Source organism: Leptospira paudalimensis, from assembly GCF_026151345.1.
Taxonomy (GTDB): Bacteria; Spirochaetota; Leptospiria; order Leptospirales; family Leptospiraceae; genus Leptospira_A; species Leptospira_A paudalimensis.
The window spans coordinates 1,289,286-1,312,782 of the sequence record NZ_JAMQPR010000001.1 but is presented as its reverse complement, the minus strand read 5'-3'; the positions used below and the strand labels follow the sequence as shown (position 1 = coordinate 1,312,782).

Genomic DNA, 23,497 nt, shown 5'->3' with positions numbered 1-23,497 from the left:
GTTCACTTCCTTTCAATCCGTCTTGACAATCTCACCCAACCCTTGAGGCTTACCCTAGTGATCCGTTGGCGAAAGCTTTCGGACGAACCAATGACATAAGGAAATCCATGAAAGTCCACGAATACCAGGCCAAAGAAATCCTACGTAGACACAATGCCAACGTTCCATTCGGAAAGGTCATCGACACAGTCGGTGATTTCGAAAAGGCATATAGCGAAGTTGTCCAAAAATCACCAGTAGTGGTGGTAAAAGCCCAAATCCACGCAGGTGGACGAGGAAAAGGTGGCGGAGTGAAGGTCGCAAAGACAAAAGACGATGCCAAAGCAGCAGCTGAGAAAATTCTCGGAATGCAACTCATCACCCCTCAAACGGGTCCAGAAGGGAAAAAAGTCCTAAAAGTGTATTTAGAACAAGGACTTGAAATCGCAAAAGAATATTACCTTTCCATCCTCCTCGACAGAGCAATTCGCAAAACCATTATCATGGCTTCTACTGAAGGTGGTATGGAAATTGAAGAAGTTGCGGAAACTCACCCTGAAAAGATCATCAAAATCCAAATTGATCCAGGAATTGGAATCCAAGGTTCCCAAGTCAGAGAACTTGCATTCGCTCTTGGAATCCCTGCGGAAGCACAAAAATCATTCACTGCCCTAGTGAATTCTGTCTATAATGCTTACATCAAAGAAGATGCAGCACTTTTAGAAATTAACCCCCTCATCCTTACCAAACAAAACGAAATCATTGCAGGTGACTGTAAGATGGACTTGGATGAAAATGCACTCTATCGTCACCCAGACAACGAAGCACTCCGTGACATTTCGGAAGAAGATCCTTACGAAGTAAAAGCAAAAGAATACAACCTCAACTACGTGAAGTTAGATGGAAACATCGGTTGTATGGTGAATGGTGCCGGTCTTGCGATGGCAACCATGGACATCGTTAAACTTGCTGGTGCAGAACCTGCTAACTTCCTTGACGTCGGAGGTGGAGCAAATCCAACCACTGTGGAAAACGGATTTAGACTCATCCTTTCCGATCCAAATGTGAAGGGAATTTTTGTGAACGTATTTGGTGGAATCGTACGATGTGACCGTGTTGCGGTTGGTATCATCGAAGCTACTAAAAAAGTAAACGTATCGGTACCGGTTGTGGTTCGGTTGAAAGGAACCAACGCAGAAGAAGGGAAAAAAATCCTGAACGAATCTGGTATGAACATTGTGGGAGTAGAAGGACTCCGTGACGCGGCAGACAAAATTGTCTCCCTAATCAAAAAATAGGAAACTAAAAACATGGCTGTATTAGTAGATGAAAATACAAGAGTCGTTGTACAAGGGATCACTGGAAAAGAAGGATCCTTCCATGCAACGCAAATGTTAGAATATGGTACCAAAGTGGTAGCAGGTGTTACACCAGGAAAGGGTGGACAAATTTGGACTTCTGAGTTCGGAAAAACTGCACCAGTACGCAATACTATCAAAGACGCAATGAAGGAAGACGGAGCAAACGCTGCTGTCATTTTTGTTCCACCTCCATTTGCTGCGGATGCAATCCTAGAAGGAATTTTTGCAGAGATCCCTCTCGTGGTTTGTATCACAGAAGGAATCCCAACTCACGACATGTTAAAAGTGTACAGTGTTTTACGAAATTCCAAAACAAAACTTGTGGGACCTAACTGCCCAGGTGTCATTAACCCTCGTTACAATGTAAAGATGGGAATTATGCCAGGTTTTATCCACACTCCAGGAAACATTGGAATCGTTTCCCGTTCTGGAACCTTAACATATGAATCCGTTGCTTCTCTCACTGCGGCAGGCCTTGGCCAGTCTACATGTATTGGGATCGGGGGTGACCCAGTTCCAGGGATGAACCACGTAGAAGCGGTTCGTCTCCTTAACGAAGACCCAGATACAGAAGGGATCGTGATGATTGGTGAAATTGGTGGAACTTCCGAAGAAGAAGCTGCTGCTTACATCAAAGCTCATGTGAAAAAACCAGTTGTCGGTTTTATTGCAGGGCAAACTGCTCCTCCAGGAAAACGTATGGGCCATGCCGGTGCGATCATTTCAGGGGGAATGGGAACTGCTACTTCCAAAATTGCAGCAATGCAAGATGCTGGTGTGAGCATTTGTGCTCATATTGGGGAAGTGGGAGATAAAATGAAATTGGCCCTTAAAAAATAAGGGTTTTTTTCAAAAAAAACAACTTTGCAGGGGAAATGAGGAGTCTGAATTAAGAGTATGGAACAACGTTCATGGGTTTCTAGTGCATTGGTTCTCTTCATTTCCTTCGGCCTTCTTGCCGCCGAATCGGACGATAAAGGGTTTACCTTAAGTTTAAAGGATGCGGTTCGGTATGCGATTGAAAACAACCGCGAAGTGTTACAAGCACGTTTGGAATTAGCAAAAGCTGATACCAATTTAATGAAATTTGAAGCCAAGTATTCTTGGCGTGCGATATCCAAAGCAGAAATCGACCAAAAGAAGTTCCCTTTTAACCAAAACAACATCTTTACGGGAACAAAAACCCAAACCAACACCTACAGTGCTGGGATTGAAAAACTGTTCACTACAGGAACTTACTTCAAACTAGAAGCAAGGTCACAACGTTTTGACTCAAACGCGTTTGAAAATCCGAACCAAACTCCTGCTGGATTTACAGCATTAGGACTCCCTCCTCTGTATACGGATTCCTTATCCGTTACCATTGCCCAAGACTTGCTTAAAAATGCGTTTGGTGCCAATGAAAGGAATATGGAAAAAATCTTAGAAAACCAAACAGAAATCATGCGGGAACAAATGGAAGACCAAGTTGCTTCCAAAGTGGTATCTACTCTTGTCGATTATTGGAATTATTCTGTAAAAGAATCGGGATACCAAACCTTCGAACAATTGTTAAAAAATACAAAAAATGTAAGGGATCTAACGATTCGCAAACAAGGGCTTGGACTTTCGGAAAGTTTCGAAGTGAACCAATGGAATGCCCTACTTTCCCAAGTGGAAGGCCAAATGGCCCAAGCAAGTGCAGAAAAAGAAGAAGCGAGACGAAAACTGATTCGTTCCCTGAACCTTCCTGAAGACACTGTTTTCCAAAAAACAACTCCACTTTCTGAAACTTTACCCGACAAATTGGATTACCAATCTGATATCGATTACGCATACAAACACAGAGCTGATTTCCGAGCCATACAAAGGAAAAAAGAAAACGCAGAACTTGCTATGAAGATGGCAAAAAACGAAGCCCTACCATCGTTAAAAGCAGCGGGAACGTATGGTTACCAAGCTCAAAATACCATTAGCCCTCAAAATAATTATTCTGACAACCGCCATGGTGTTTTTTCCTACCAATACCCAGTGATGCAAGGGTCTCTTGACTTAAGTTACCCCATCATGGACAAAGGGGTAAAAGTTGGAATCCGTGATGCAGAAATCCAAAAAAGACAGGTCTCGTTAGAGGAAGCTGATTTGGTCAAAGCAGTTTCAGATGATGTCAAAACAAGAATTGATATATTAAAAGCATCATTCCGAGTGATGGAAAATGCAAAACGTACGGAAGAGGAATCCAAAAAATACTACAATGGTGTTTTACGTTCCTTCCAACAAGGCAGGTTCAATGCACTTGCCGTAAAAAATGCACTGGACACATTGGTACAAGACCAGTTATCACTCGTAAGAGCAAAAGTTGACTACAACATCAATTTACACAGATACTATGTGGCAAAAAATGCATTATTCGAAGAATACGGAGTGGACCGAGCCAAACTCCTTCCTGAAAATCTTTAAGAGAAAAACGGGAGGTAACGTTTGATTCGCTCCCGTGTTTTTTTTGTAATTGGTTTACTTTTTTTACTCGTTATCCTTTTCACTTACACCTTTGTTGATTTCCGAGAACGAGATGATAAAGCGTATGATCTCTACCAATCAGGTTCTTATTTAAAAGTTTTAAAACTGTATAAGGAATCCGAAATTCCAACAAGTGAGTTGGAACTAACGATTTTATCCCAATCTTTATCCCAATTGGAAAAACAAATCAATGGGAAAGACAACCAAAAAGAACTCTTACAGTTTTTACAAAAAAGAAATGATACAAAACTTTTAGAATGGGAAACTTCGAGAGGGACGTATTATCATATTGAGGATCCATACTTTTCTCATTTGAAAAAACATGGAACTGGTTACAAACGTGCACTCATCACAAAAATCAATTCCATCATCAAACCCATTCCCAAGTCAGAAGTCACACATTTCCTACTCTTATTAATTTTAGAAGATCCAAGAGGAATGGAGGAAAGTTTTAGTGATGCATTATCACATTTACTTACCTTTCCTTTTGAACCGATAGGCGAAATTGAAACAGGTTTTCTGTTACAAACCTTACATTTTTTATCACAAAACTCAGGAACCAATCTTTACCACCAAACAGCCATCATTCGAGGAAAAAATGTAAACCTTCGTAGTGGACCGGGAAGGGAAAATAGTGAAGTGGGGGAAGTAAGTGAACCAGAGCCTACAATCTGTTTGGAAGAAGATGGTGCAGAAGAAACCATAGCCGGAAACGAAGGGCATTGGAAACGATGTTATTTTCCAAACACACAAAAAACAGCATGGGTTTTTTCTGGGTTTTTAAAGGAAACCTTAGCGGATGAAACTCTCACAGGGGAATTTGAAAAACGTTTCAAAGCCGTAGACAATGAGATTCGAATAGATTTTGAAGGATGGGACGGGAAAAAAATCCCACAAACTTTTTTTGGAAATTACATTCCGAGGGAATCCATTCGCGTGTATGGAGAAACAGGATTTCCCATTTATGGATCAGACACCAAAAACCCAAGTTCTCAAAGGATCTGTAAAAAACTTTCCGGGAACAAAAACTATTTTGAATTTTCCTTTATGCCAACTGATTCAGAGACCCCTATTCCTTTTATCGAAATTCACGTTCAATACAACCACTTAGAACATTTAGCATACTCGATCTCTCTGGACCAAACTTCGATTTGGGTCAATAAAAATCGTTATGTCCTGGACGGTGCCAAAAGGAGAGAAAATCTGTCCTTACATATAGAAAACAGGCAAGGTGACAAATGGAACGCAAGCCTCTGGAGAAGGAATACTGGCCTCATCCAATCCATTCGATCCTATCCTCTCTCGGAAGCCATGCTCGAAGCGGGCAAGTATTCTTGGGAGATTTGCCTTCCGCTTGCGACCAAACCAAACAGAGACCATGTCTTATTATTTGAAGTGAGAACAGGAATCCATTAGAGGAGATACTATGGCAACTTACGACTACCACTGTAACACATGCGGAAAAGACTTTGAACACGTACAATCCATGAAGGAAGATGCTTTGACAGAATGCCTTTGTGGACAAAAAGGTTCTGTGGAAAGACGAATCTCGGCAAGTGCAGGGATCATTTTCAAAGGATCAGGATTTTACGTCACCGACTACAAAAAAGAAAGTACTCCATCCACACCTTCTAGTGGTGATTCTGGTAACACATAAAAGGACCAGCATTGGCTTCAAAAGGTAGATTGGCAATCATCGCTGGTGGTGGAGAGCTCCCCCATATAGGAATGTTGGAAGCTCTCGCTAGCGGCGAGGATCCATTATTTTTGGGACTCATTGAATCTGATTTTTCTCCACGAGGACACGAATCAAGGACCATACCCGTCCACATCACCCAAGTCGGGAAAATTTTAAAAACCATCCAGAAAGAAAAAATCTCGCGAATCCTGATGCTTGGAAAAGTGAGAAAGGATCTCCTTTTCCAAAAACTCAAATTTGATCTCAAAGCACTCTCCATCCTTGCCAAAACCATCAACCGAAATGATTACCCCATTTTCCTTGCGATTGCCGATGAGTTTGAAGCGATGGGAGTAAAAGTGATTTCACAAAAGATCTACTTACAGTCTCTCCTCCTCAAAGAAGGAAGATACACACCCAAAAAATTCAGCAACCAAGAACTAAAGGACATTGAATTTGGAATGTTCTACGCTGAAAAAATGGCTGATTTGGATATCGGACAAATGGTAGTTGTGAGTGATGAATCTGTGATTGCTGTGGAAGCAGTGGAAGGAACGGACGAAACCATTCGTCGTGGAGGAAAGTACACCCAAAAAAAAGGTGATGCAGTTATTTGTAAAAGTCCCAAAGCAAAACAGGACGAACGATTTGATTTACCAACCATTGGAATTCACACCTTCCAAGTGATGTTAGAAAGTGGATGTAAAACATTGTGCATCAGGGAAGGTGAAACGCTTGTTGTTAATCCGAAAGAAACAATTGAATTTGCCACAAAACACAAATTAAACTTTTGTGTCCTCGGTAAAAATGGAAGTAAGGTTCTCAATGGTAGCCAAAAAAAAGTCACATCGATCTAATTCTAAAAAAAACATTTTAGTCATCGCAGGAGAACATTCAGGTGACCTCATTGGCACAGATCTTTTACAAGAATTAAAACTCATCGAACCTGATTACCATTTTTATGGGATAGGTGGAGAAGGAATGATCCAAAATGGCCTTGAGTCATTGGAAGAAATGGAAAATCTCAGTGTGATTGGATTTTCTGAAGCGATTAAAAAGTACAGTTATCTAAAAAAAGTTTTTTATCGTTTGTTAGACGAAACTACACACAGACCAACACAGCTTGCCATCTTAATTGATTACCCTGGATTTAATTTACGTTTGGCGAAGGAGCTAAAAGCTCGAGGAATTCCAACCGTATTTTATGTATCTCCACAAATTTGGGCTTGGAAATTCAAACGAATCTTTTTTATCAAGGAACACATTGCATTAATGCTAACACTTTTTCGATTTGAAGAAGAGATATACAATGAGTATGGTGTGAATGCAAAATTTGTAGGTCACCCTATCACCAAAAGGATTCCAGAAAAATTAAAAAAAGAGCCAGTGATTCCAGAAAAACTTCCAGACCCTCACCATGGTTATACGGTGGGTTTATTACCTGGATCCAGAAAAGGAGAAATCCATCGACTCATTGATCCTATTCTTGGAACTGCAGTTTTACTCCACGAACAATGTAAGTTAGAAAAAAAGAAAATTGTATTTTTACTTCCGAATATCAACCAAAAGGAAGAAACCTTTTTATTAGAAAAAATCAATCTTGTCAAAACAACACATCCAGATATCCAAATCCACTATATTTGGAATTCCTCCCTTCGTGTGATGGAAGCAAGTGACCTACTCCTCATTGCATCAGGGACAGCAACTCTGGAAGGTTTGTATTTTGAAACCCCAATGGTGATTTTGTATAAAGTCAGTTTATTTACCTATTTTTTAGGTTCCTTACTCATGAAGTCCAAGTTCATTGGCCTTGCGAATATTCTGAGTGGGGAAGAAGTTTGCCGCGAAATCACTCAAAACGAGTGTAAACCTGAATACATTGTTTCTGAGGCTTGGAAAATCCTTTCCAATACAAAACTCAGAAATAAAATCAAAGGTATTTTACGTGAGGCGAAAGAAAGAGAACTGGGAACAAATAATGCTTCGAAAAAAGCGGCAAAGGAAATCCAAAACCTTCTAAAATCAATTCCTTCGGATTAACCGAACAACACGGTTTTCCCAAGTGCCGATCCAAGATTTTGGTTTGATATCGGAATACAAAAAATAACCTTTCACTGACTCTTCGTCAAAAGCGCGAATCCGAATCCCAACCGAATCCAAATCAAGTTCCAATCCTTCCTTCCCATCGATGAATACTTTTTTCTCTTCTGGTTCAATTTGGAGTTGGTGGATTTTATTTTCCCATTCCAGGGTCCACTCACCTTTAAAATTTGGTAAACTGCTTAGGCTCGGGACAGTATCCGCCGGATTTGACTTTTCAGAACATTGAAACAAACCTAGGATCAAAATAGAAACTAATACTAAAAATCTCATTTGAACACGCATTTGTTCTCCTCCTCTGAAATCGAAAAATTCCCTCTAGTATCACCAATCAGGCCATACACTGTCATCTGGTAATTGCCATTTTTATTATTACCATACCCTTTTAGATCGATGGCCCCACTTCCACTGGTGACAACAACATCAGATAAATAATCCAAATCGGAATATCGATTGAGAGTAAATTCCATATCAAATGGTGACTGTAATGGTTTTAAATCCACACTGCCCTTTACAATCAAATCTCCATCTTTTAAATGAATTCCAAATAATTTTAAGAAATAAGATGTCCTAGCATCTTTATGCAACATATAATAATCACTTCCAATGCTATTGAAACTAAAATCCATACTCACATTGGTAGGTTTAAGTTCGGTGCCACACATGACCATCCAAGGTTCCGACCATGGGTATTCTTTTAATAGTAAGTTCAAACTAAAGTTAGGTGTTTTACTGGCAAAATAGGAAACCATAGAAACTTTTGAATCTGCATTACCTAGTCCCAAATTGAAATTAAACCTACCATCTTTGACTGTAAAATTACCTTTTGATTCTCCTAAAGATTTTGCCCCTCGGTAAGGATAAAAATTTGTAATGTGGATACCTAAATCAAAATTCATGGATTCTAAAAAGTATTTGTAGAGTTTTGTTTGGTAAAAATACTCTTCTGGAATTAGTTTTTCTTGCCTTTCTCGAATTTCTTCTAAGGTTTCTTTTTTCCAATCTTCATATAATGGTTTCCAATCATTCGCTGTAAGTTCCGTAGTCTGAAAACTAAGTTTGGATTTGGATGTCATTGGGTAATAATAAGATCCATCTATTTTTTTGGAACGACTCCAATCGGAAGATCCAGATCCTAATAAATGAGAAGGTTTCCCAAAAATTTCAGCATCTAAGTTTAAATCCCATTCTTGGTTTGGTTTAAATTTGAATGAAAGTTTTGCATTTTCAATTTGTACAAGTGATGAATCAAGTTTAATCTCATTTCCATTCACTTCCCCTGAAAGAGAAAACCATTTGTTTTTTTCCCCAGTTTCCTTTAATTCAATATTTCCACGCAGTTCACCAAACAATGGGAAACGAACAAATCCAGAAATGTCAGTAACATGTTCAAATATATCTTCTAATGCCCCAATCTGAAATTCAATTTTGCGAAAAAGCAAAGTTTCCTTCGCCATCTGAGACAATACTTGTGATTTGATTTGGAACTCATTCCCAATGAATTCTCGTTCTTCTAAATTTTCGGTAAAATGGAACTTCTCACGAAACCGGAAACCTTCCAGGAGATAGTTTTCAAAAAATGGAATGATGATGAATGAGTTTTCGAATTCAACCTCTCCATCCATCACAAAACCAGAATTTGCATTGGAAGATATTTTACCTTCCCCCGATAAAACTGCAGATTGAACATTGGCACCAAACAAATAATTGGTGAGTAAAATTGCTTCCTCTGAAGGATAATTTTTCCAAAAAAATTCAAATTGATATTCATTCAAATTGGTCTCGGAAAACTCACCTTCACCTTTGATTCGAGTGGTATTCGGAACCCAAAACCAACCATTTGTATATTTTAAATAAAGGCGTTTGTTTTTTCGAAGTAAATCGATATCCCAACCTTCTTTCCAATCCACCAAAGTTGTATCTGATTTTTTAACTGTGAGTTTTGCATCGTGGAATCGGATGTCTTTGATCCGACTCGTTTGTGCATACTCGATTAACCGATTCCTTAAACTGGTATCTTCGTTTAAAACTAATTGTGGACTGTAAAAATCAATCCGTTCCACCGTAGGAGATTCTTTGAAATAACTTGAGAGTCGAAAGGTTACCTTTTTAACCTTCAACATATGGTCGTTAAACGAAAAGTCTTCTTCGTTTGAAACAACCAAATCTTCAATGATCAGACCTTCCCTTAACGAAAAATCGAGTACACCGATGTCAACGGCTTTGCCTAATTCTTGGTTGATGGTTGCCGCCACAACCTTACGAAGTTTTACGAGTGGAATCCTGTAGTTACGAAGGTAAAATTCTAAACCATAGTATGAGAGGACAAAAAGAAAAAATACAAAACCAAGAGCTATAAATGAAAATAGAACCCGTTTGTTTTCACGGATTCTATTGAGTACGAATTCTAAGTTTTGTTTCCATTCAAGGAAACGATGTGTTGGGAAAAAACGTTCCAAAAAATCTTAGAGTTTGCCCTCCGGCTGTAACACTTCCAAACATTCTTTTTGAATGGACTTTAAGGTTTCATTGTTTGGAAATTCTTCCAAACCAAGGTTTGCTACTTGTAATCCTTTTTGGTAAAAACCAGTGTTTTTGTATTCGAAACCCATTTTGAGATAGGTCTTTGCAGCCGTTTCATAATAGAATTCGTCTTTTTTCTGATTCCCTTTTGTATAGGTTTTGGTAAGAGTCGCAAGTGCTGGGTAATACTCTCTTTCTGCCACAAGGGATTGCACCACAAGTTTTTTACGTTCCATTAGGTTCGTGTTTTTATCGAGTTTTTCCGATTGGTTTAAGAATTGGATAGCTTTGCTATATTCGTTTTTTCCAATATAGGCTTTTCCCATTGCCAAATTCCACTCAGACAATTGCACAGGATTTGCTTTTGCCTGGTTCACTTGGTTGAGGGTTGTGATCGTTTCTTCATAACGACCTAAATCGAGTAATAACTTTCCCTTTTTGATGATTAATTTGTCACGGGATTCGTCAGATAGTGTAGAGGATTTGAGATCAGCATCGATTGCTTCGATTTGGGCCAAATGAGACCCTGTGTTGATTTTGGAAACTCCTGGGCGGATGGTTTCCTTGTTTGATGCGCAATTTTCAAATGCCACTACCAACAATAGGAGGGTGAGTGGGAGAATCGATTTCATTAGCCTACCTTTAGTTTGTCTAATTCCTCTAAGAAATTCTTAGTTTCCGTGTCTCTATCCTTCGTTTCCATTGGGAAAAAAAGAACAGCGTCCTGAGACAGCTCGTTTAAAAACCGAGAGGGGGCACTCTCGATTTGCTCCCCAAATTTGCGTCTTGTACGAGCCGAAGTCAAGTACAATTTTCGCCTTGGGCGAGTCATACCCACGTAGAGAAGGCGTCGTTCTTCATCGACCACTTCCCCTTCTTCTTCTATAACACGTGAGTTCGGTAAAATTCCCTCTTCAAGTCCCACTAAAAATACTAAATCGTATTCGAGTCCTTTGGACTGGTGCATGGTGAGGAGTTGCACCCGCCTGTCCTCTTCATCTTCTTTCGGTTCGTCTTCCATAAGGAGGACTAACCTTTGTAGGAAGTCAAAAATCGTGGCCTTCCCTTCCCTGCCTTCTTCTTCTTCAAAAAAGGACAACATGTTCACAAGTTCACTCAAATTATAGATCCGGGCTTTGACCACCTTCTCTTCGGTCTCTTCCATGGAAATTTCCCGTTCGAAGCCAATCTGGGTGATCATTTCCCGAAGGACTGGAGCTAGTTTCGGAGACATGGCAAACTTCTTTTTGAAAGCATCCACCAGTTCCACAAATTGGTAAATTTCTTGTCTGACCTTAGCCTTTACTTCGGGCAAATAGTCGGGACTCTCAATCATTTTATGGAAGATTTCATACAATGAGAGTTTGTGGGTAAAGGCTTCTTCCTGGAGTTTTTGCATGGTTCCTGGACCAATCCCCCGTTTTGGGTAGTTGATGATGCGAAGGAGGGAATAATCATCCTTTGGGTTTGCCACGTAACGAAGGTAAGAAATACAATCGCGGATTTCCTTCCGATCAAAAAAATTATAACCACCCACTACTTTGTAAGGGATACTACGGTTACGAAGTTCCTCTTCAAAGGGTCGTGATTGGAAGTTCGTACGAAAGAGGATGGCAATTTCTTTTCCCTTAAATTCATTTTTGATGAGTAAGGTTTGGATTCGCCCTGCGACGAAGATGGCCTCTTCCCTTTCATCCGCAGTTTCATAGTATTCCACTCGTTCGGCGGAAGGGATCCGGCTGTACAAGGTTTTTTCCTTTCTGCCTTTATTATTTTGAATGAGAGAGTTTGCTGCTTGGATGATGAGTGATGTTGACCTATAATTTTCAAGTAACCTCACCACTTTCGCATGAGGGAATTCCCTTTCAAAATTGAGGATGAGTTGCACATTGGATCCGCGGAAAGCATAGATACTTTGGTCATCGTCACCTACCACACAAAGGTTATCACTGTTCCCACGAAAGAGAGATAAAAATTCATATTGGAGTTGGTTTGTGTCTTGGAATTCATCCACAAGGAAGTATTCGTGTTTCCTTTGGTAATAGGCTGCAATTTCAGGAAATTCAGCTAACAGCCGTTTGGGAAGTAAAATCAAATCGTCAAAGTCGATGGCATTTTTTTCTTTGAGTCCCTCTTCATACAGGGAAAAAACTTCAGCAGCTACTAAATCAAACTCACCTGTGAGGCCATTGTCCTTGGGGTGGACTTGTGTATTTTTAGCATACGAGATACGTCGCAGGATTTCTTTCGGGGGAACTTTTTTGGGATCCAAGCGTTTGGATTTTAGGAGGTCGGAAACAAATGCTTCTTGGTCAGTCCCGTTAAAGAGTAAAAACGTTTCGTTGTAACCTAGTTTTGTGATGTGTTCTTTTAGGATCTTTAGGCCTAACGAATGGAAGGTAGAAAGTGTGATCCCTTTCAGTTTTTCCCTTGGAACCATCTTTCGCAGACGTTCCGCCATTTCCTTTGCACTTTTATTGGTAAAAGAGAGAGCGACGATTTTACTCGCTGGGATTTTGACTCCCTCCACCATATGGGCGATCCGGTTGGTAATGACGCGGGTTTTCCCTGACCCTGCTCCTGCAAAAACAAGAAGGGGACCTTGGATGGTGGAAACAGCTTCCATTTGTGCCGCATTCAATTTCATAGGGAGTCCAGTAAGGGACATAATCCAGTGAAATCAAATGGGGTCGAGTAAAAAAGGTTTGGGAAGTTTACTTAGGTGCCGTTTCCATCCAAGATTTGTTTGGTCCATGGAAATTCAGAAAATTGACAAAAATTTCCTCTTCCAAAATCGGCAAAACGGAACGAAACCGCATCCAATCCAAAGTGGAATATAGTGCGATCTCAGATAAACCCACTTTGCCATCGGAAAAGAAATGGTTACCACTTAACTCCCGTTTGATGAATTCCAAAATAGAACTGATCCGAAGTGCATTTTTAGTTAGGTAAGGAGCGGCATCCGGTTTGATCCCCTCCTTATTCAAATAAAAGAGGAGAATGGCATTGTCGAGAGCTTGGTCAATGGCTGTGAGTAGATTTGCCTCTCGGTAAAAATGGTCACCTGTTTTGGGACGAAACTTACCAGGTCCTTTTGTATCCAAAATATAATCAGTGATGGTGTGGCTATCCCAAATTTTGACGTCGTCCGTTTCTAAGTAAGGCACTTTCCATAATGGGTTTTTTTCCCTGAGTTCTTTTTGCCCAGATTCTGTCATCGTATCAACGAGTTGGAAAGGAATCCCGAGTTCTAAACAGAGGAAACGAATGCGTCTGACATAAGGGGAAGTGATGCTACCGTATAATTTCATAAGGAAAGGTTTTCAAACTATGCTTCTTCTAGCAAGGAGTAAGATTGGAACTTCTAAAAAAAGCTAGTCAATCCTTTGAACACAAGATTGGATTGGAGGTGGCACCAAACTGAATCTAAGGAACGAAATCAATTGAAAGAACGAAAAAATTGGAAAGACCTATTCCCTACTCCCATTTACACTCTGGCATCTTTCGATATCAAACTGCCACGTTCGGAACAAGAAAAAACCTATTATGTATTAAAATCCAAAAACTGGGTGAATGTGGTTCCCGTCACCAAATCTGGTGAAATTTTACTCATCAAACAATACAGACATGGGATAGGTGAAGACAGTTTAGAAATTCCAGGTGGTATTGTGGATGAAGAAGGACCAGATAGTGAACTAACATCCGTCATTCGAGAGTTACGAGAAGAAACAGGTTATGCGACAGACCCGAAGAAAATCAAATTATTGTCAAAATTTTCTGGCAATCCGGCAATGTTCACCAACTGGTCGTATTCTTACGTAGCCTATGATGTGGAACAACTCCACAATGTTGAGTTTGATGAAGGAGAAGACATTGAAATCGTTTTGAAATCTCCAGACGAAGTCAAACGACTGTTACTTGATGGAACAATCCATCACCCCCATATGGCGGCAGCACTTGGAATTTATTTTTTACAAGAAGGTTAAAAACTAACTTTGATAAGGATACATTTTCATTGGATTCGGAAATTATGGTTCGATTCTTTAGATCATTCGAATGCTTTGATGGAAAACTTCGTTTAGAAAAATCCCCAAGATTTACGAAATCGCTGGAAATTTAAACAGAAGTTTGAGAGAGTATGTATATGAGAAAGTCCATCGTACACACTATCCTAGTACTTATCATAATGTTATGCCAATTCCCAGTGATGGCAGAACCAGAAGCGGCATTGGAACCCATTACCATCACCGTCCAAAAGGGAGAAACTCTTTCTCTCATTTCGGAACGCCACCTATCCGATCCGAAACGTTGGCCAGAACTTCTGAAATACAATAAAATCCCAAATCCTGATTTGATCAAACCAGGTCTTTCACTTGTGGTGCCTGTTTTTTTAAGAAAGGCAGTTGTAGGTGTGACGGAATTTGTGATGGGACAAGTGGAATGGAATGGAACTGCCGGAAAAGGACCTTGGGCTCCTCTCAAACTTGGACAAGAATTACATCCGAATGACCAAATCCGCACCAATGGAAAAGGAAAAACGGACATCCACATCAACCAAGTAGGAATGGTTCGCATCTTAAACAATAGCCATTTTGAAGTAAGAGGTGAAGAGAAAAAAGGTGGTCCTGTTACAGTGGCTCTCTTTAAAGGAAGCCTCGATGCAAAAGTGACTAAAAGTGATCCACCAACTGCCAATCATAAATTCAATATTGTTAGCCCTTCTTCAACTGCCGGTGTGAGAGGGACTGAGTTTCGTGTAGAACTCGATGAAAAATTAAGTTCCACGATCTCTTGTTTTGAAGGTGTTGTGGATGTAAATGCTCAAGGGAAAACAGTAGAACTCACACAAGGAATGGCAACCTTCGTCGAAAAAGGAAAGTCACCTGTACAACCTTATAAAATTCCAGAAGCACCTCGTATCAAAGAAGAATAGAAGGGATATGAAACAAAAATTAACTTTAGTCCTCAGTTTATTATTACTGATTTTTGGTTCCTTAGATTCCAAACCAAAAAGGGAATTAAGAATCCTCATTGATGCGGAAGCCGATGCCAATTTTGAATTGGAACTTTGGCAAGAAAAACCAAGTGAAACGGAAGCATCGATTGCGCCCAAACCACCAGAGGTGATTCAGTTCAAAGGGAACCGAATCACTGTGACTCCGAAAGATGACTTCGAATACTTTCGAGTTCGTAGGTTAGGTGAATATGGAGCAAAAGGATTTTGGACCCAAGTATTCTCTACGAATGTGGACCCTGGTTCTCCTTTGTCTGTTCCAAGAGAATTTGTAACCAAAAAAACTTTTGAACCAAAACCAATCCCGAAAAAACAAGTCTCCGTAATCTCTAATGATAGTTTTGTGATTGTTAAAGAGAAGGAAGTTGGGACTCGGTATTTAACCAAAGACCATATTTATGTATCAACTACTGATGATGCATCGGGAATTGCAGAAGTTCGTTACCGAGTGAATGATGGTCAATGGAATTCTGCCAAGTCCTTAGCTTCGATTCCTTTTACAGAAGAAGGAGAATATAAATTATATTACTTCTCTGTGGACATGGCGGGAAACAAGGAACCTATACAAATTGTAGATTTTATTCGAGATACGATTCCACCAACTTCGAATGTAGAGTGGATGGGTACAATGTCCAAAGGAAAAGGGAATACGAACTTTTTGTCCCCAACTTCTGCAATCCGATTGGTAGCGAAAGACAATCGAAGTGGAGTCAAAGATATTCTGTATTCGGTCACCTGTCAATCAGGACCCCAATCTGAATTTAAATCCTTTTCAACGGATATTTCTGTATTGGGTTTAAAATCGGAATGTAAAGGTTCCTTCCAATTGTTTTATTATGCAGTGGACCATGTAGGAAATGAAGAACCTGTAAAAACTTTAAATTTCCAATTGGGAAGTGAATCGAATTAATCCTAGTCCACAATTTGTGAATTGCACCCTGATTTTGTAGGAAAACATTGGCTGAATAGAGATGAAAAAAAATCTTTCTTTAGCCATTTTCCAACATAAAGACTTTCGGTTTTTTATTGTCGCAAGGTTTTTTATGGTCCTTGCGATCAATATCCAAGCAACAATTGTTGGTTGGCAGGTTTATGAACTCACAGGGAGTGTTTTGGATCTCGGTCTTGTTGGATTATTTGAAGCCATTCCCTCCATCCTTGTCTCTCTTTATGCGGGCCACCTAGCAGACCTTAGGGATCGAAGAAATATAATTGTTGTTTGTTTGTTTTTTTTACTCGTTTGTTCCCTTACCTTATTTGCATTTACGGGTCCTTTGTTTTATCTCTTGGAAACTTATAAAGCCTATCCGATATTTTTAGTGATCTTGGTTTCTGGAATTGCTCGAGGGTTTATCTCCCCTGCTATATTTAGTTTTGTTACCCAACTTGTACCAAGAGAACATTACCCTCATTCAGCTGCTTGGATGGGAACATCTTTCCAGGCTGGTGCTGTGATTGGCCCTGCTCTTGGTGGAATTGTGTATGGGAGTTTTGGAATCCACTGGGCTTATGGACTAGATTCCATTTGTATTGGATTACCCTTCTTGTTATTCTTTTGGATTAAAAAACGTAGTTTACCAGAATCCAAAGTCAAAGAACCACTAAAAGATAGCCTACTCAAAGGTTTAAAATTTGTTTTAAAAAATGAAATCATGTTAGGTGCCATGGCACTCGATATGTTTGCTATTTTATTTGGCGGAGCCGTTGCCTTACTTCCCGTTTTTGCAAAAGATATTTTATTCGTTGGTTCGGAAGGACTTGGGTATTTGCGTGCAGCACCTTCTTTTGGTGCGTTGATTATGGCCTACTACCTAACTTACAAACCACCACTTGAAAAATCGGGAAAAGTTTTACTCTCTTGTGTGTTTGGATTCGGGATCTGTATGTTGGTATTTGGTTTATCCCACTCCTTTTATCTCTCCCTATTTGCTTTATTTTTGTCAGGTGTATTTGATAGTGTTTCCGTCGTAGTCCGTTCGACCATCATGCAAACGATGACTCCAGAAGATATGCGTGGGAGAGTGAGTGCTATCAATAAAGTGTTTATTGGTTCCTCCAATGAAATTGGTGCCTTTGAATCTGGTATTTCTGCTAAATTTTTAGGGACAGTTGGTTCCGTTGTGTTTGGAGCCACGATGACAGTACTCATTGTGATGTTTACGTATCGGATGGCACCCAAACTAAAAGAACTGGAGCTAAAAAACTGGGTTTAAAAATGCTTGGAAATTCTCATTTCCATGACAAATTGGACAAGCCATGTCCGATTTGATCCATGATTCAAAACTTCCCGAAGATAAAAAACACACTCTAATCCTTCTCATACAAACGATGTTAAATGATGTGAACAAACAAATCACACATTTAGGAATCAATAACTACATGAAATTACAAGAAGATATCGCCAAAATTTTAGTTCCTATCATTGAAGATAAAATGGAATGACTAGTCATTAGAACATACCAAAGATTGATTCTGTTTAACCTGCAAACGGTTTAACAAAAATACCATCCATCTTGGAATGGCGTTTTTTAGTTTGGTATGGCAAAAGGATATAGTTCGTTTTTCTGTACGAACCCACATCCAAAGATTTTTACCCAACCTAAAGTTTGATCTTCCCACTGCAATGGAGTTAGGATCGATTGGAATCAATTCTTTCGGATGATTTCCGTCCCAAAGGGAAATGGATTGGATTTTTTCTCCATTGGAAAGACTCACTCGTGTTCCAAGAAAGTAATTTTGTAAATGTAAGGTTATATCCGTTCCTTCACTCATTTCCCAAATAGGATCTGGTTCGATCGTTTCCCAATCAAACCTTTCCCATTCCTTTTCCAAAAAATTATTTTTAGGAATTCCAGCGAAACCTAACGATTGTTGGTAAGGTTTTGCTACGGCATTCGAGTTAGAATCAAAACTACCTGTTTCCTGGAAAAACAAATTTGTTTCGTACAAAGGATTATAAAATCGTTTTAACTTAAAAGAATGTAACTCCAATGTATCAATTGTATCGAGAGAAAGATTGGTCGGTGAGAGTGGGATGGCATTTGTTTCGATCCTTTTCCATTCGTGTAAAAATTCTTTCGTGATGAGTGGGTGACTCATTTTGACAAATACTTCTTTGTTCTTATCCCTTGCTGATACAGAATAATTATAGGACCCAACATAAACGTCCCTTTTGTCTATCACCATTGTTTTATGGTGTAAGAGTCCGCCTTTGTATGTATTCTCTTCATACACAAAATCGACATTTCCATCTTCCCAAATTTGGGATGGAAAAGACAATTGTTTGCTTAGATAAATTGCCTCTGGATTTGTTTGTGTTGGTGAGTTATAAATTCCTTCTACCCGAACCCCTCGTTTTGATGCCTCGAGTAACTTTAAACTAATGACTGGATCGTAATGTGAGTAAATCAAATATTGGATGGATTCTTTTGCCAAATCAATTGCTTCAAGGATCTGTGTTTGGATTTCAAACCCTGCGTCAGGTGCAAATATGTACACTAAGTCTCCTACTTTTACAGTTCCCAGAGGATTTTTACCTTCCAACGTGGTGACAAGTGCATCGTATTCTGGAAGTTTCAGATTTTGGGTCCAATAAACATTATGATCTGTCTCCAATCCATGCGAGGTAAAATTTCCCGTTCCCAGGAACATTCTATTTCGATCGAATAAGATTATCTTTGTATGGTGAATCCCTGAACCTTCCCAACGTTGTACTTGGAATCCAAAAGATTCTAACTCCTTATAATCCTCATCTTTGTCGCCATAAATTTGGATATTCACTCCTGCTCTTTTTTTGGCATACAGGGCTGAGATGATTTCATAGTCATCAATCGAATATAAATACATACGAATTGATTCCTTCGACTTTTGAATTTCTGAAAGGATCACGTCTCTTACATTTCTCTTTTTTTCTTTTGAAACATTCCGACCGGGATAAGAGAAATAAATTTCACTCAGTGGACTTGGAAATAAGAATGCAGATAAATCTAGTTTTGATTTTGACGGATGGCAATTCAAAACAAACCATACACACAGAACTGAAATGAAAGGAACAAACTTTAAATCTCTTCCCGTTTTCAAATTTGGTACCTTCCATAGACATAACCAAAATTAGAACTGATACCCATGGATTCGGGTAAATACAACTGAGAGAGCCCAACTCCTAATTCAAAACCTTCCTCATCTTTCAGTGCCACTTCCAACATTCCTTCTGCCACAAAAAATTTCTCAAATTGTCTTTTTTGGAAATGGATCCGACCATCCAACAATCCATTCTCGTGGTAAGGCACAAAATAATTTCCAATTAACTTAACAATGACTTGTTGGTATTGGTAAGAAATTACCAATTCTGTTAAATACCCGAATGCTCTTCCTTCGATCAGGGCAAAGTTTTTTTCATACCCAGATTCAGTGATGGCCGCCGATGGGAAAATTCGAAAGATCTGGGATAAATAGGGAGTTTGACTCGGGTGTGTTCCCATCGATACATAACCCTCTTTTACAATTTGATGGTTTTGATTTGTTTCTGCTGTATCGGAGAGAAAATGAGAACTTCTGACTGTAAATCCACCAAACCGAAATTCAGCTCCAACTTGAATTGCCTCACCCGCAATTGGAATGGTTCCTGGTTTCTCGGCAATTTGGGAACGAGTCCTGTCACTCCCCTTACACCACAAAAAATCAAACGCAAAGGATAAGGTTTCGAATTGTATTCCAAATCCAAAATTACCAGAAAAGAGAGAATCCCCATCTGCAGAATTCTTCTTTGTTTCACTTGGATGGTCTTTTGTATTAGGCCCAAAACTTCCTAGTTCCAAGTAGTGAACACCAAGTCGTAAAGAATTAGATTCTCCATAATGGATTCCAAAACTATGCCTCCTATGGTGAGAACGGCTAAACCCATCATTCTTTTTTTCGGGTGTTAGAAATTCTGATGAACTCTCATTACGGAGTAAACCATGAAATTGGTCTTTCGAGAGGAGTAGCGATCCAGAATAAAAATCCCAAATCATAAATTGAAACGTAAGATTTGTTTCAGGTTTTATTTCTAGGAATAAACCTTCACTTCCATCATATTGAGTGGAAAAACTTTTAGGTGAAAACAAGTGTTCTCGTCGGCCCACACCTAAAAAAAACAATTTGGATTGGTAACCTAGGAAATGATTTTTTCCTAAGTAATAATTTCGTAATCCAGTATCTGGTCCTGTAGTGAGCTTGGCATCCAGGTCCCAATGGATTTGGTTTCGATTGTTTTTATCCTTTAAGCCAACAAAACCAGACTCTCCCGAGGTTCGATTCAAATAAGCATTGTTACGAAATACATGATCCCATCTTTGGTTTTGAAAATCCCAATTGGGAACTTCTAAAGGTTTGGGTATTTGTTTTTCTTTTAAAAATAATTCGTATCCATATATACCAAACTCAAGGCCAACTCCATACACTCTTGTCAAAGGAATAGAAGTCAAAACAAGAAAATAGAGTATAACTCGCATTAAACAAGGAAACGGTTTCAATTTTCCTCACGGTAAACTTCAAAGTCATCTGGAGATGTCCCATCTGCATTCGTTTTTAACCAAAGGTATTCTCCTGTACTCACCGTTTTACGAAAGTTTGATGGACTTTCCTTATGTCCGAAGGAAGAAATGAGGAGGGATACCCCACTACTCTTTTTTCTCAGTTGTAGAAATTCGCCAGATGAGATTCCATTTCCGATGGTCTGTGTTGTGACAACTGTAACCAATCGATCTGTTTCGGAATGAAAGATCGGTAAGTACCAATCTTTGCCATCAGGATCGACAATCCAGGCACAACTGGAAGGTGGTAACACGGTATCGTTTGTGATAAATCCTTTTCCATTTTTACCAGTTGGTGTTCCATTGGGGAACCGGGATTGGAAAGAAACCAAATCGTCTGTTGATGTTTCATCCTCAATGAGATATAAACTCAAATCTTCTGAGTTTCCAGAACGATTGCATACATAGACCCATTCATTCTGTGAAAGAAAAGGATTCGGATAAACAGCTTCAATTTGAATCGGTCCTTTTTTCTCCAAAAATCCAACAGGTTTGATCAGATTAGGTTGTGTGAAATAGGAATACAATTGTTCTTCAGGGTGAGCAAAAAGAACATTCGTTACATCTAAGTGAAACTGTAAGTTTGAGAATAGTATCACAGAGATTGCCGATTTCTGTCTTTGGTTTCCAAAAAAAATAGAACCAACGTTTCCTAACGGTGAATTTGTTTGGTAACCTGCTTGGTCTTTTAATTTTACAATTTCCAAACTGGAAGTTTTTTCGACACCTGGACTCCTCCACAATCCTGGACAAGGAATCGAACTTACCATTGAAGATGAAAAAAGAATGGGTGCTATTTCGGGTTGAAGGGAACGAGAACCATCGTATGATTTTTCTTTTAAAATAGTTTCATTCCAGACTAACAAATCACTGTTAGATGTGTCCTTATTGGTATACATCAAAGATTTAAACGATTCGCCAAAAAAACCAGAAGGTAAGTGGTAAATATTTTCACCGTTACATAGGTTTGGTTCGTATCCAAACGTTTCCATTTTTCTGCCACTCTGTTTCCAATAGAAATAGTCTTTCTTTTCACTCGACTGAAAGGAACCAACCCCCTCTTCGCCTTCTGAAAATCCAAAGTCAAGAAATGGATATGGATTTTGTGCAAATTCTAGAAGGGAACTGCCTATTAGTTTGATTTGGTTTGTTTCGTGTACACCTGGGCTAAGCTGAAATCCATAACTGAGTAATCTTGGATCACTCATCATTCGGGGATGAGGGTATTCTTTCTCTTGGACAAGGATGGAAAAACGATTTTGGTTTCCTTTCCGGAGCAAATGAAAACGATTTGGATCAAACTGGAAGGAAAAACTCTCCTCTGTTTTTCGATTTTGGATGAAAAAGGGAGGGACTTGGAACACTTGTTTGGGGATATAAAATGGTTTTTCTCTTTCTAATAGATTCCAACCTAACCAACGTTCCTTAGTGATTAAGAAGATTCCATTTTGTTTTAGAACTTCTTCTTTCGCTGAAAATGGATAAACATCTCCGTTCAAAATCCAATTCAAAGAGGATAAATCACAAGAACTTCCTTCATTTCGAAATTCAAAATAAGCAGGGAAAGGGAAGTTTGGATCAGAATCATTTCCCGGATAAAATTCCGTGAGTTGGATTTGACTTGGAATACACTGAGGGATTGTATTTGGTTCCATATTTTGTTCTAGGTTGTTAGGTAAACCAGGATTCCCACAAAAGGATTTTTCACTTTCCCATAGTTTTTTTTGGTCACGACAAGAAGTGGTTCTCCACTGTTTTGCAAAATATTCCCCACCTTGCTTGAAATCAAACGAGGTATCATACAAAATCGATTCCCCAAATCGGATGGTTTCCTTTGTTCCCAGTTGTGATAAAAATTGTTTGGGAATGTTGATTCCTTGGAATTTTGGATGGTCGGAAAAAAGTAAAATTCCGTGTGGTAACATCACACGGCTACGTTTTCGAAAGTCTTCCGATTGGAATGTGATTGTGACTCCATCCTTTTCCCTCTCGATTGTTTCCGCATAAGGACAAATGACCTTGTCTTTTGTGTTCTCCCATTCCAAATAACGTATATAATCAGATTCTGAATGACGGAAGATCTCAGAGATGTTAGGTGAATCAATCTCACAACTGGAAATCCAAGTTTGGTTCTGGCTTAAGACCAAATCGAGAATCTTCTCCACATGAGGGCATGGAATTTCGAATACAATCGTAGGGGTTTGGTTTTCTGAAACAGGGAGAGAATACGAACGGTAAACAACCTCACACTCTGTATTTGATTTTTGCAAAAAAATGGGATGAGGGATTGCAAAACTTTGGTATGTCACAAGGCCTGTTGAGAACACTTGTTCCTTCCACTCTAGAATAGGTATAATCTCCTTTCGTTTCTCTTTCCATTTCCCAAATGTCGTGAACGAAAGATTCCAACCCTTTCTGGATTCTAAAAATGTTGGATATTCCGATGTTTGATTTTTTAAGAGAGAAAACCCTGTTTTCCAACGTTTGGAACTCTCTTCATCCAGTTTGGAACAAATTCTGAATTTTGCACCTAATTCTAGTTTGTATAATGAGACAGGAATGGAATAAACACAAAATATCCCATTTTCATAATGGAATATTTCATTTGAATCTGGCAAATTGAGTGAAGAATCCTTCGTTCCATATTCAAAAAATAATTCCGGAATCTCTCCTAAAGAATCATCATAAAAATAAAATGGAGATTGGTTCTGTGAAGAACAAGAAACTACGAACCCAAAGATGATGAGTAAAAATTGTTTCACCTAACCAC

General features: G+C 39.2%; 20 protein-coding genes. 12 read left to right on the top strand and 8 right to left on the bottom strand.

Annotated features, from left to right (window positions below):
* Positions 1-107: 107 nt before the first annotated feature.
* From sucC to lpxB, 7 genes are read left to right on the top strand one after another with little or no spacing between them, the layout of a single operon-like run.
* Positions 108-1,277 (top strand): ADP-forming succinate--CoA ligase subunit beta, encoded by a 1,170-nt coding sequence (gene sucC / locus ND855_RS06060; protein WP_100727204.1) that lies wholly within the window; start codon positions 108-110, stop codon positions 1,275-1,277.
* 12 nt (positions 1,278-1,289) lie between these two features.
* On the top strand, positions 1,290-2,180 hold the full coding sequence (sucD, locus tag ND855_RS06055; RefSeq protein WP_100727205.1) for a succinate--CoA ligase subunit alpha: 891 nt from the start codon (positions 1,290-1,292) through the stop codon (positions 2,178-2,180).
* A gap of 57 nt (positions 2,181-2,237) precedes the next feature.
* Positions 2,238-3,779, top strand: coding sequence for a TolC family protein (locus ND855_RS06050; RefSeq protein ID WP_100727206.1), 1,542 nt, complete (start codon positions 2,238-2,240; stop codon positions 3,777-3,779).
* 21 nt (positions 3,780-3,800) lie between these two features.
* On the top strand, positions 3,801-5,255 hold the full coding sequence (locus tag ND855_RS06045; protein ID WP_265357611.1) for an SH3 domain-containing protein: 1,455 nt from the start codon (positions 3,801-3,803) through the stop codon (positions 5,253-5,255).
* Between the two features lie 10 nt (positions 5,256-5,265).
* A complete protein-coding gene (locus ND855_RS06040; RefSeq protein WP_265357610.1) occupies positions 5,266-5,496 on the top strand; it encodes an FmdB family zinc ribbon protein in 231 nt (76 codons plus the stop codon).
* Between the two features lie 11 nt (positions 5,497-5,507).
* Complete coding sequence (locus ND855_RS06035) at positions 5,508-6,374, top strand: LpxI family protein (RefSeq protein ID WP_265357609.1); 867 nt, start codon at positions 5,508-5,510, stop codon at positions 6,372-6,374.
* On the top strand, positions 6,343-7,557 hold the full coding sequence (lpxB, locus tag ND855_RS06030; RefSeq protein WP_265357608.1) for a lipid-A-disaccharide synthase: 1,215 nt from the start codon (positions 6,343-6,345) through the stop codon (positions 7,555-7,557). Before ND855_RS06035 ends, lpxB begins: the two co-directional genes overlap by 32 nt.
* Here lpxB and ND855_RS06025 read toward each other — a convergent pair.
* The 5 genes from ND855_RS06025 to ND855_RS06005 all read right to left on the bottom strand — a co-directional run bounded on the left by ND855_RS06025 (position 7,540) and on the right by ND855_RS06005 (position 13,451).
* On the bottom strand, positions 7,540-7,902 hold the full coding sequence (locus ND855_RS06025) for a hypothetical protein (RefSeq protein WP_265357607.1): 363 nt from the start codon (positions 7,900-7,902) through the stop codon (positions 7,540-7,542). The two genes, lpxB and ND855_RS06025, sit on opposite strands and share 18 nt — an antisense overlap.
* The gene (locus ND855_RS06020) at positions 7,887-10,076 is read right to left on the bottom strand and encodes an LIC_12586 family protein (protein ID WP_265357606.1); all 2,190 of its coding nucleotides are present in this window, start codon (positions 10,074-10,076) and stop codon (positions 7,887-7,889) included. The genes ND855_RS06025 and ND855_RS06020 overlap by 16 nt, the downstream gene beginning before the upstream one ends.
* Positions 10,077-10,082: 6 nt before the next feature.
* Positions 10,083-10,772, bottom strand: a complete 690-nt coding sequence (locus ND855_RS06015) for a tetratricopeptide repeat protein (protein ID WP_108958518.1) — start codon at positions 10,770-10,772, stop codon at positions 10,083-10,085.
* Entirely contained in the window at positions 10,772-12,787 is a 2,016-nt protein-coding gene (locus tag ND855_RS06010) for an ATP-dependent helicase (protein WP_265357605.1), read from the bottom strand. Before ND855_RS06010 ends, ND855_RS06015 begins: the two co-directional genes overlap by 1 nt.
* A 67-nt stretch (positions 12,788-12,854) precedes the next feature.
* Positions 12,855-13,451, bottom strand: a complete 597-nt coding sequence (locus ND855_RS06005; protein ID WP_265357604.1) for a glutathione S-transferase family protein — start codon at positions 13,449-13,451, stop codon at positions 12,855-12,857.
* Between the two features lie 132 nt (positions 13,452-13,583).
* Here ND855_RS06005 and ND855_RS06000 point away from each other — a divergent pair, with 132 nt between their 5' ends.
* From ND855_RS06000 to ND855_RS05980, 5 genes are all read left to right on the top strand, one after another.
* A complete protein-coding gene (locus ND855_RS06000; RefSeq protein ID WP_265357603.1) occupies positions 13,584-14,126 on the top strand; it encodes an NUDIX hydrolase in 543 nt (180 codons plus the stop codon).
* 158 nt (positions 14,127-14,284) lie between these two features.
* Positions 14,285-15,073, top strand: coding sequence for a FecR domain-containing protein (locus ND855_RS05995; protein WP_265357602.1), 789 nt, complete (start codon positions 14,285-14,287; stop codon positions 15,071-15,073).
* Positions 15,074-15,080: 7 nt separating this feature from the next.
* Positions 15,081-16,064, top strand: coding sequence for an LBF_2017 N-terminal domain-containing protein (locus tag ND855_RS05990; RefSeq protein WP_265357601.1), 984 nt, complete (start codon positions 15,081-15,083; stop codon positions 16,062-16,064).
* A gap of 61 nt (positions 16,065-16,125) precedes the next feature.
* Positions 16,126-17,367: an MFS transporter gene (locus tag ND855_RS05985; protein ID WP_265357600.1), complete on the top strand. Its 1,242-nt coding sequence runs from the start codon at positions 16,126-16,128 to the stop codon at positions 17,365-17,367.
* Positions 17,368-17,410: 43 nt separating this feature from the next.
* Entirely contained in the window at positions 17,411-17,596 is a 186-nt protein-coding gene (locus tag ND855_RS05980) for a hypothetical protein (protein ID WP_100727218.1), read from the top strand.
* Here ND855_RS05980 and ND855_RS05975 read toward each other — a convergent pair whose 3' ends face one another.
* Genes ND855_RS05975 through ND855_RS05965 form a run of 3 tightly spaced genes read right to left on the bottom strand, consistent with a single transcriptional unit; the run spans position 17,597 to position 23,489 of the window.
* Positions 17,597-19,234: a phospholipase D-like domain-containing protein gene (locus ND855_RS05975; RefSeq protein WP_322113528.1), complete on the bottom strand. Its 1,638-nt coding sequence runs from the start codon at positions 19,232-19,234 to the stop codon at positions 17,597-17,599.
* Positions 19,231-20,646, bottom strand: coding sequence for an LA_2168 family protein (locus tag ND855_RS05970; RefSeq protein WP_407658737.1), 1,416 nt, complete (start codon positions 20,644-20,646; stop codon positions 19,231-19,233). Before ND855_RS05970 ends, ND855_RS05975 begins: the two co-directional genes overlap by 4 nt.
* Before the next feature lie 17 nt (positions 20,647-20,663).
* A complete protein-coding gene (locus ND855_RS05965) occupies positions 20,664-23,489 on the bottom strand; it encodes an LIC11755 family lipoprotein (RefSeq protein WP_265357598.1) in 2,826 nt (941 codons plus the stop codon).
* Between the last annotated feature and the right edge of the window lie 8 nt (positions 23,490-23,497).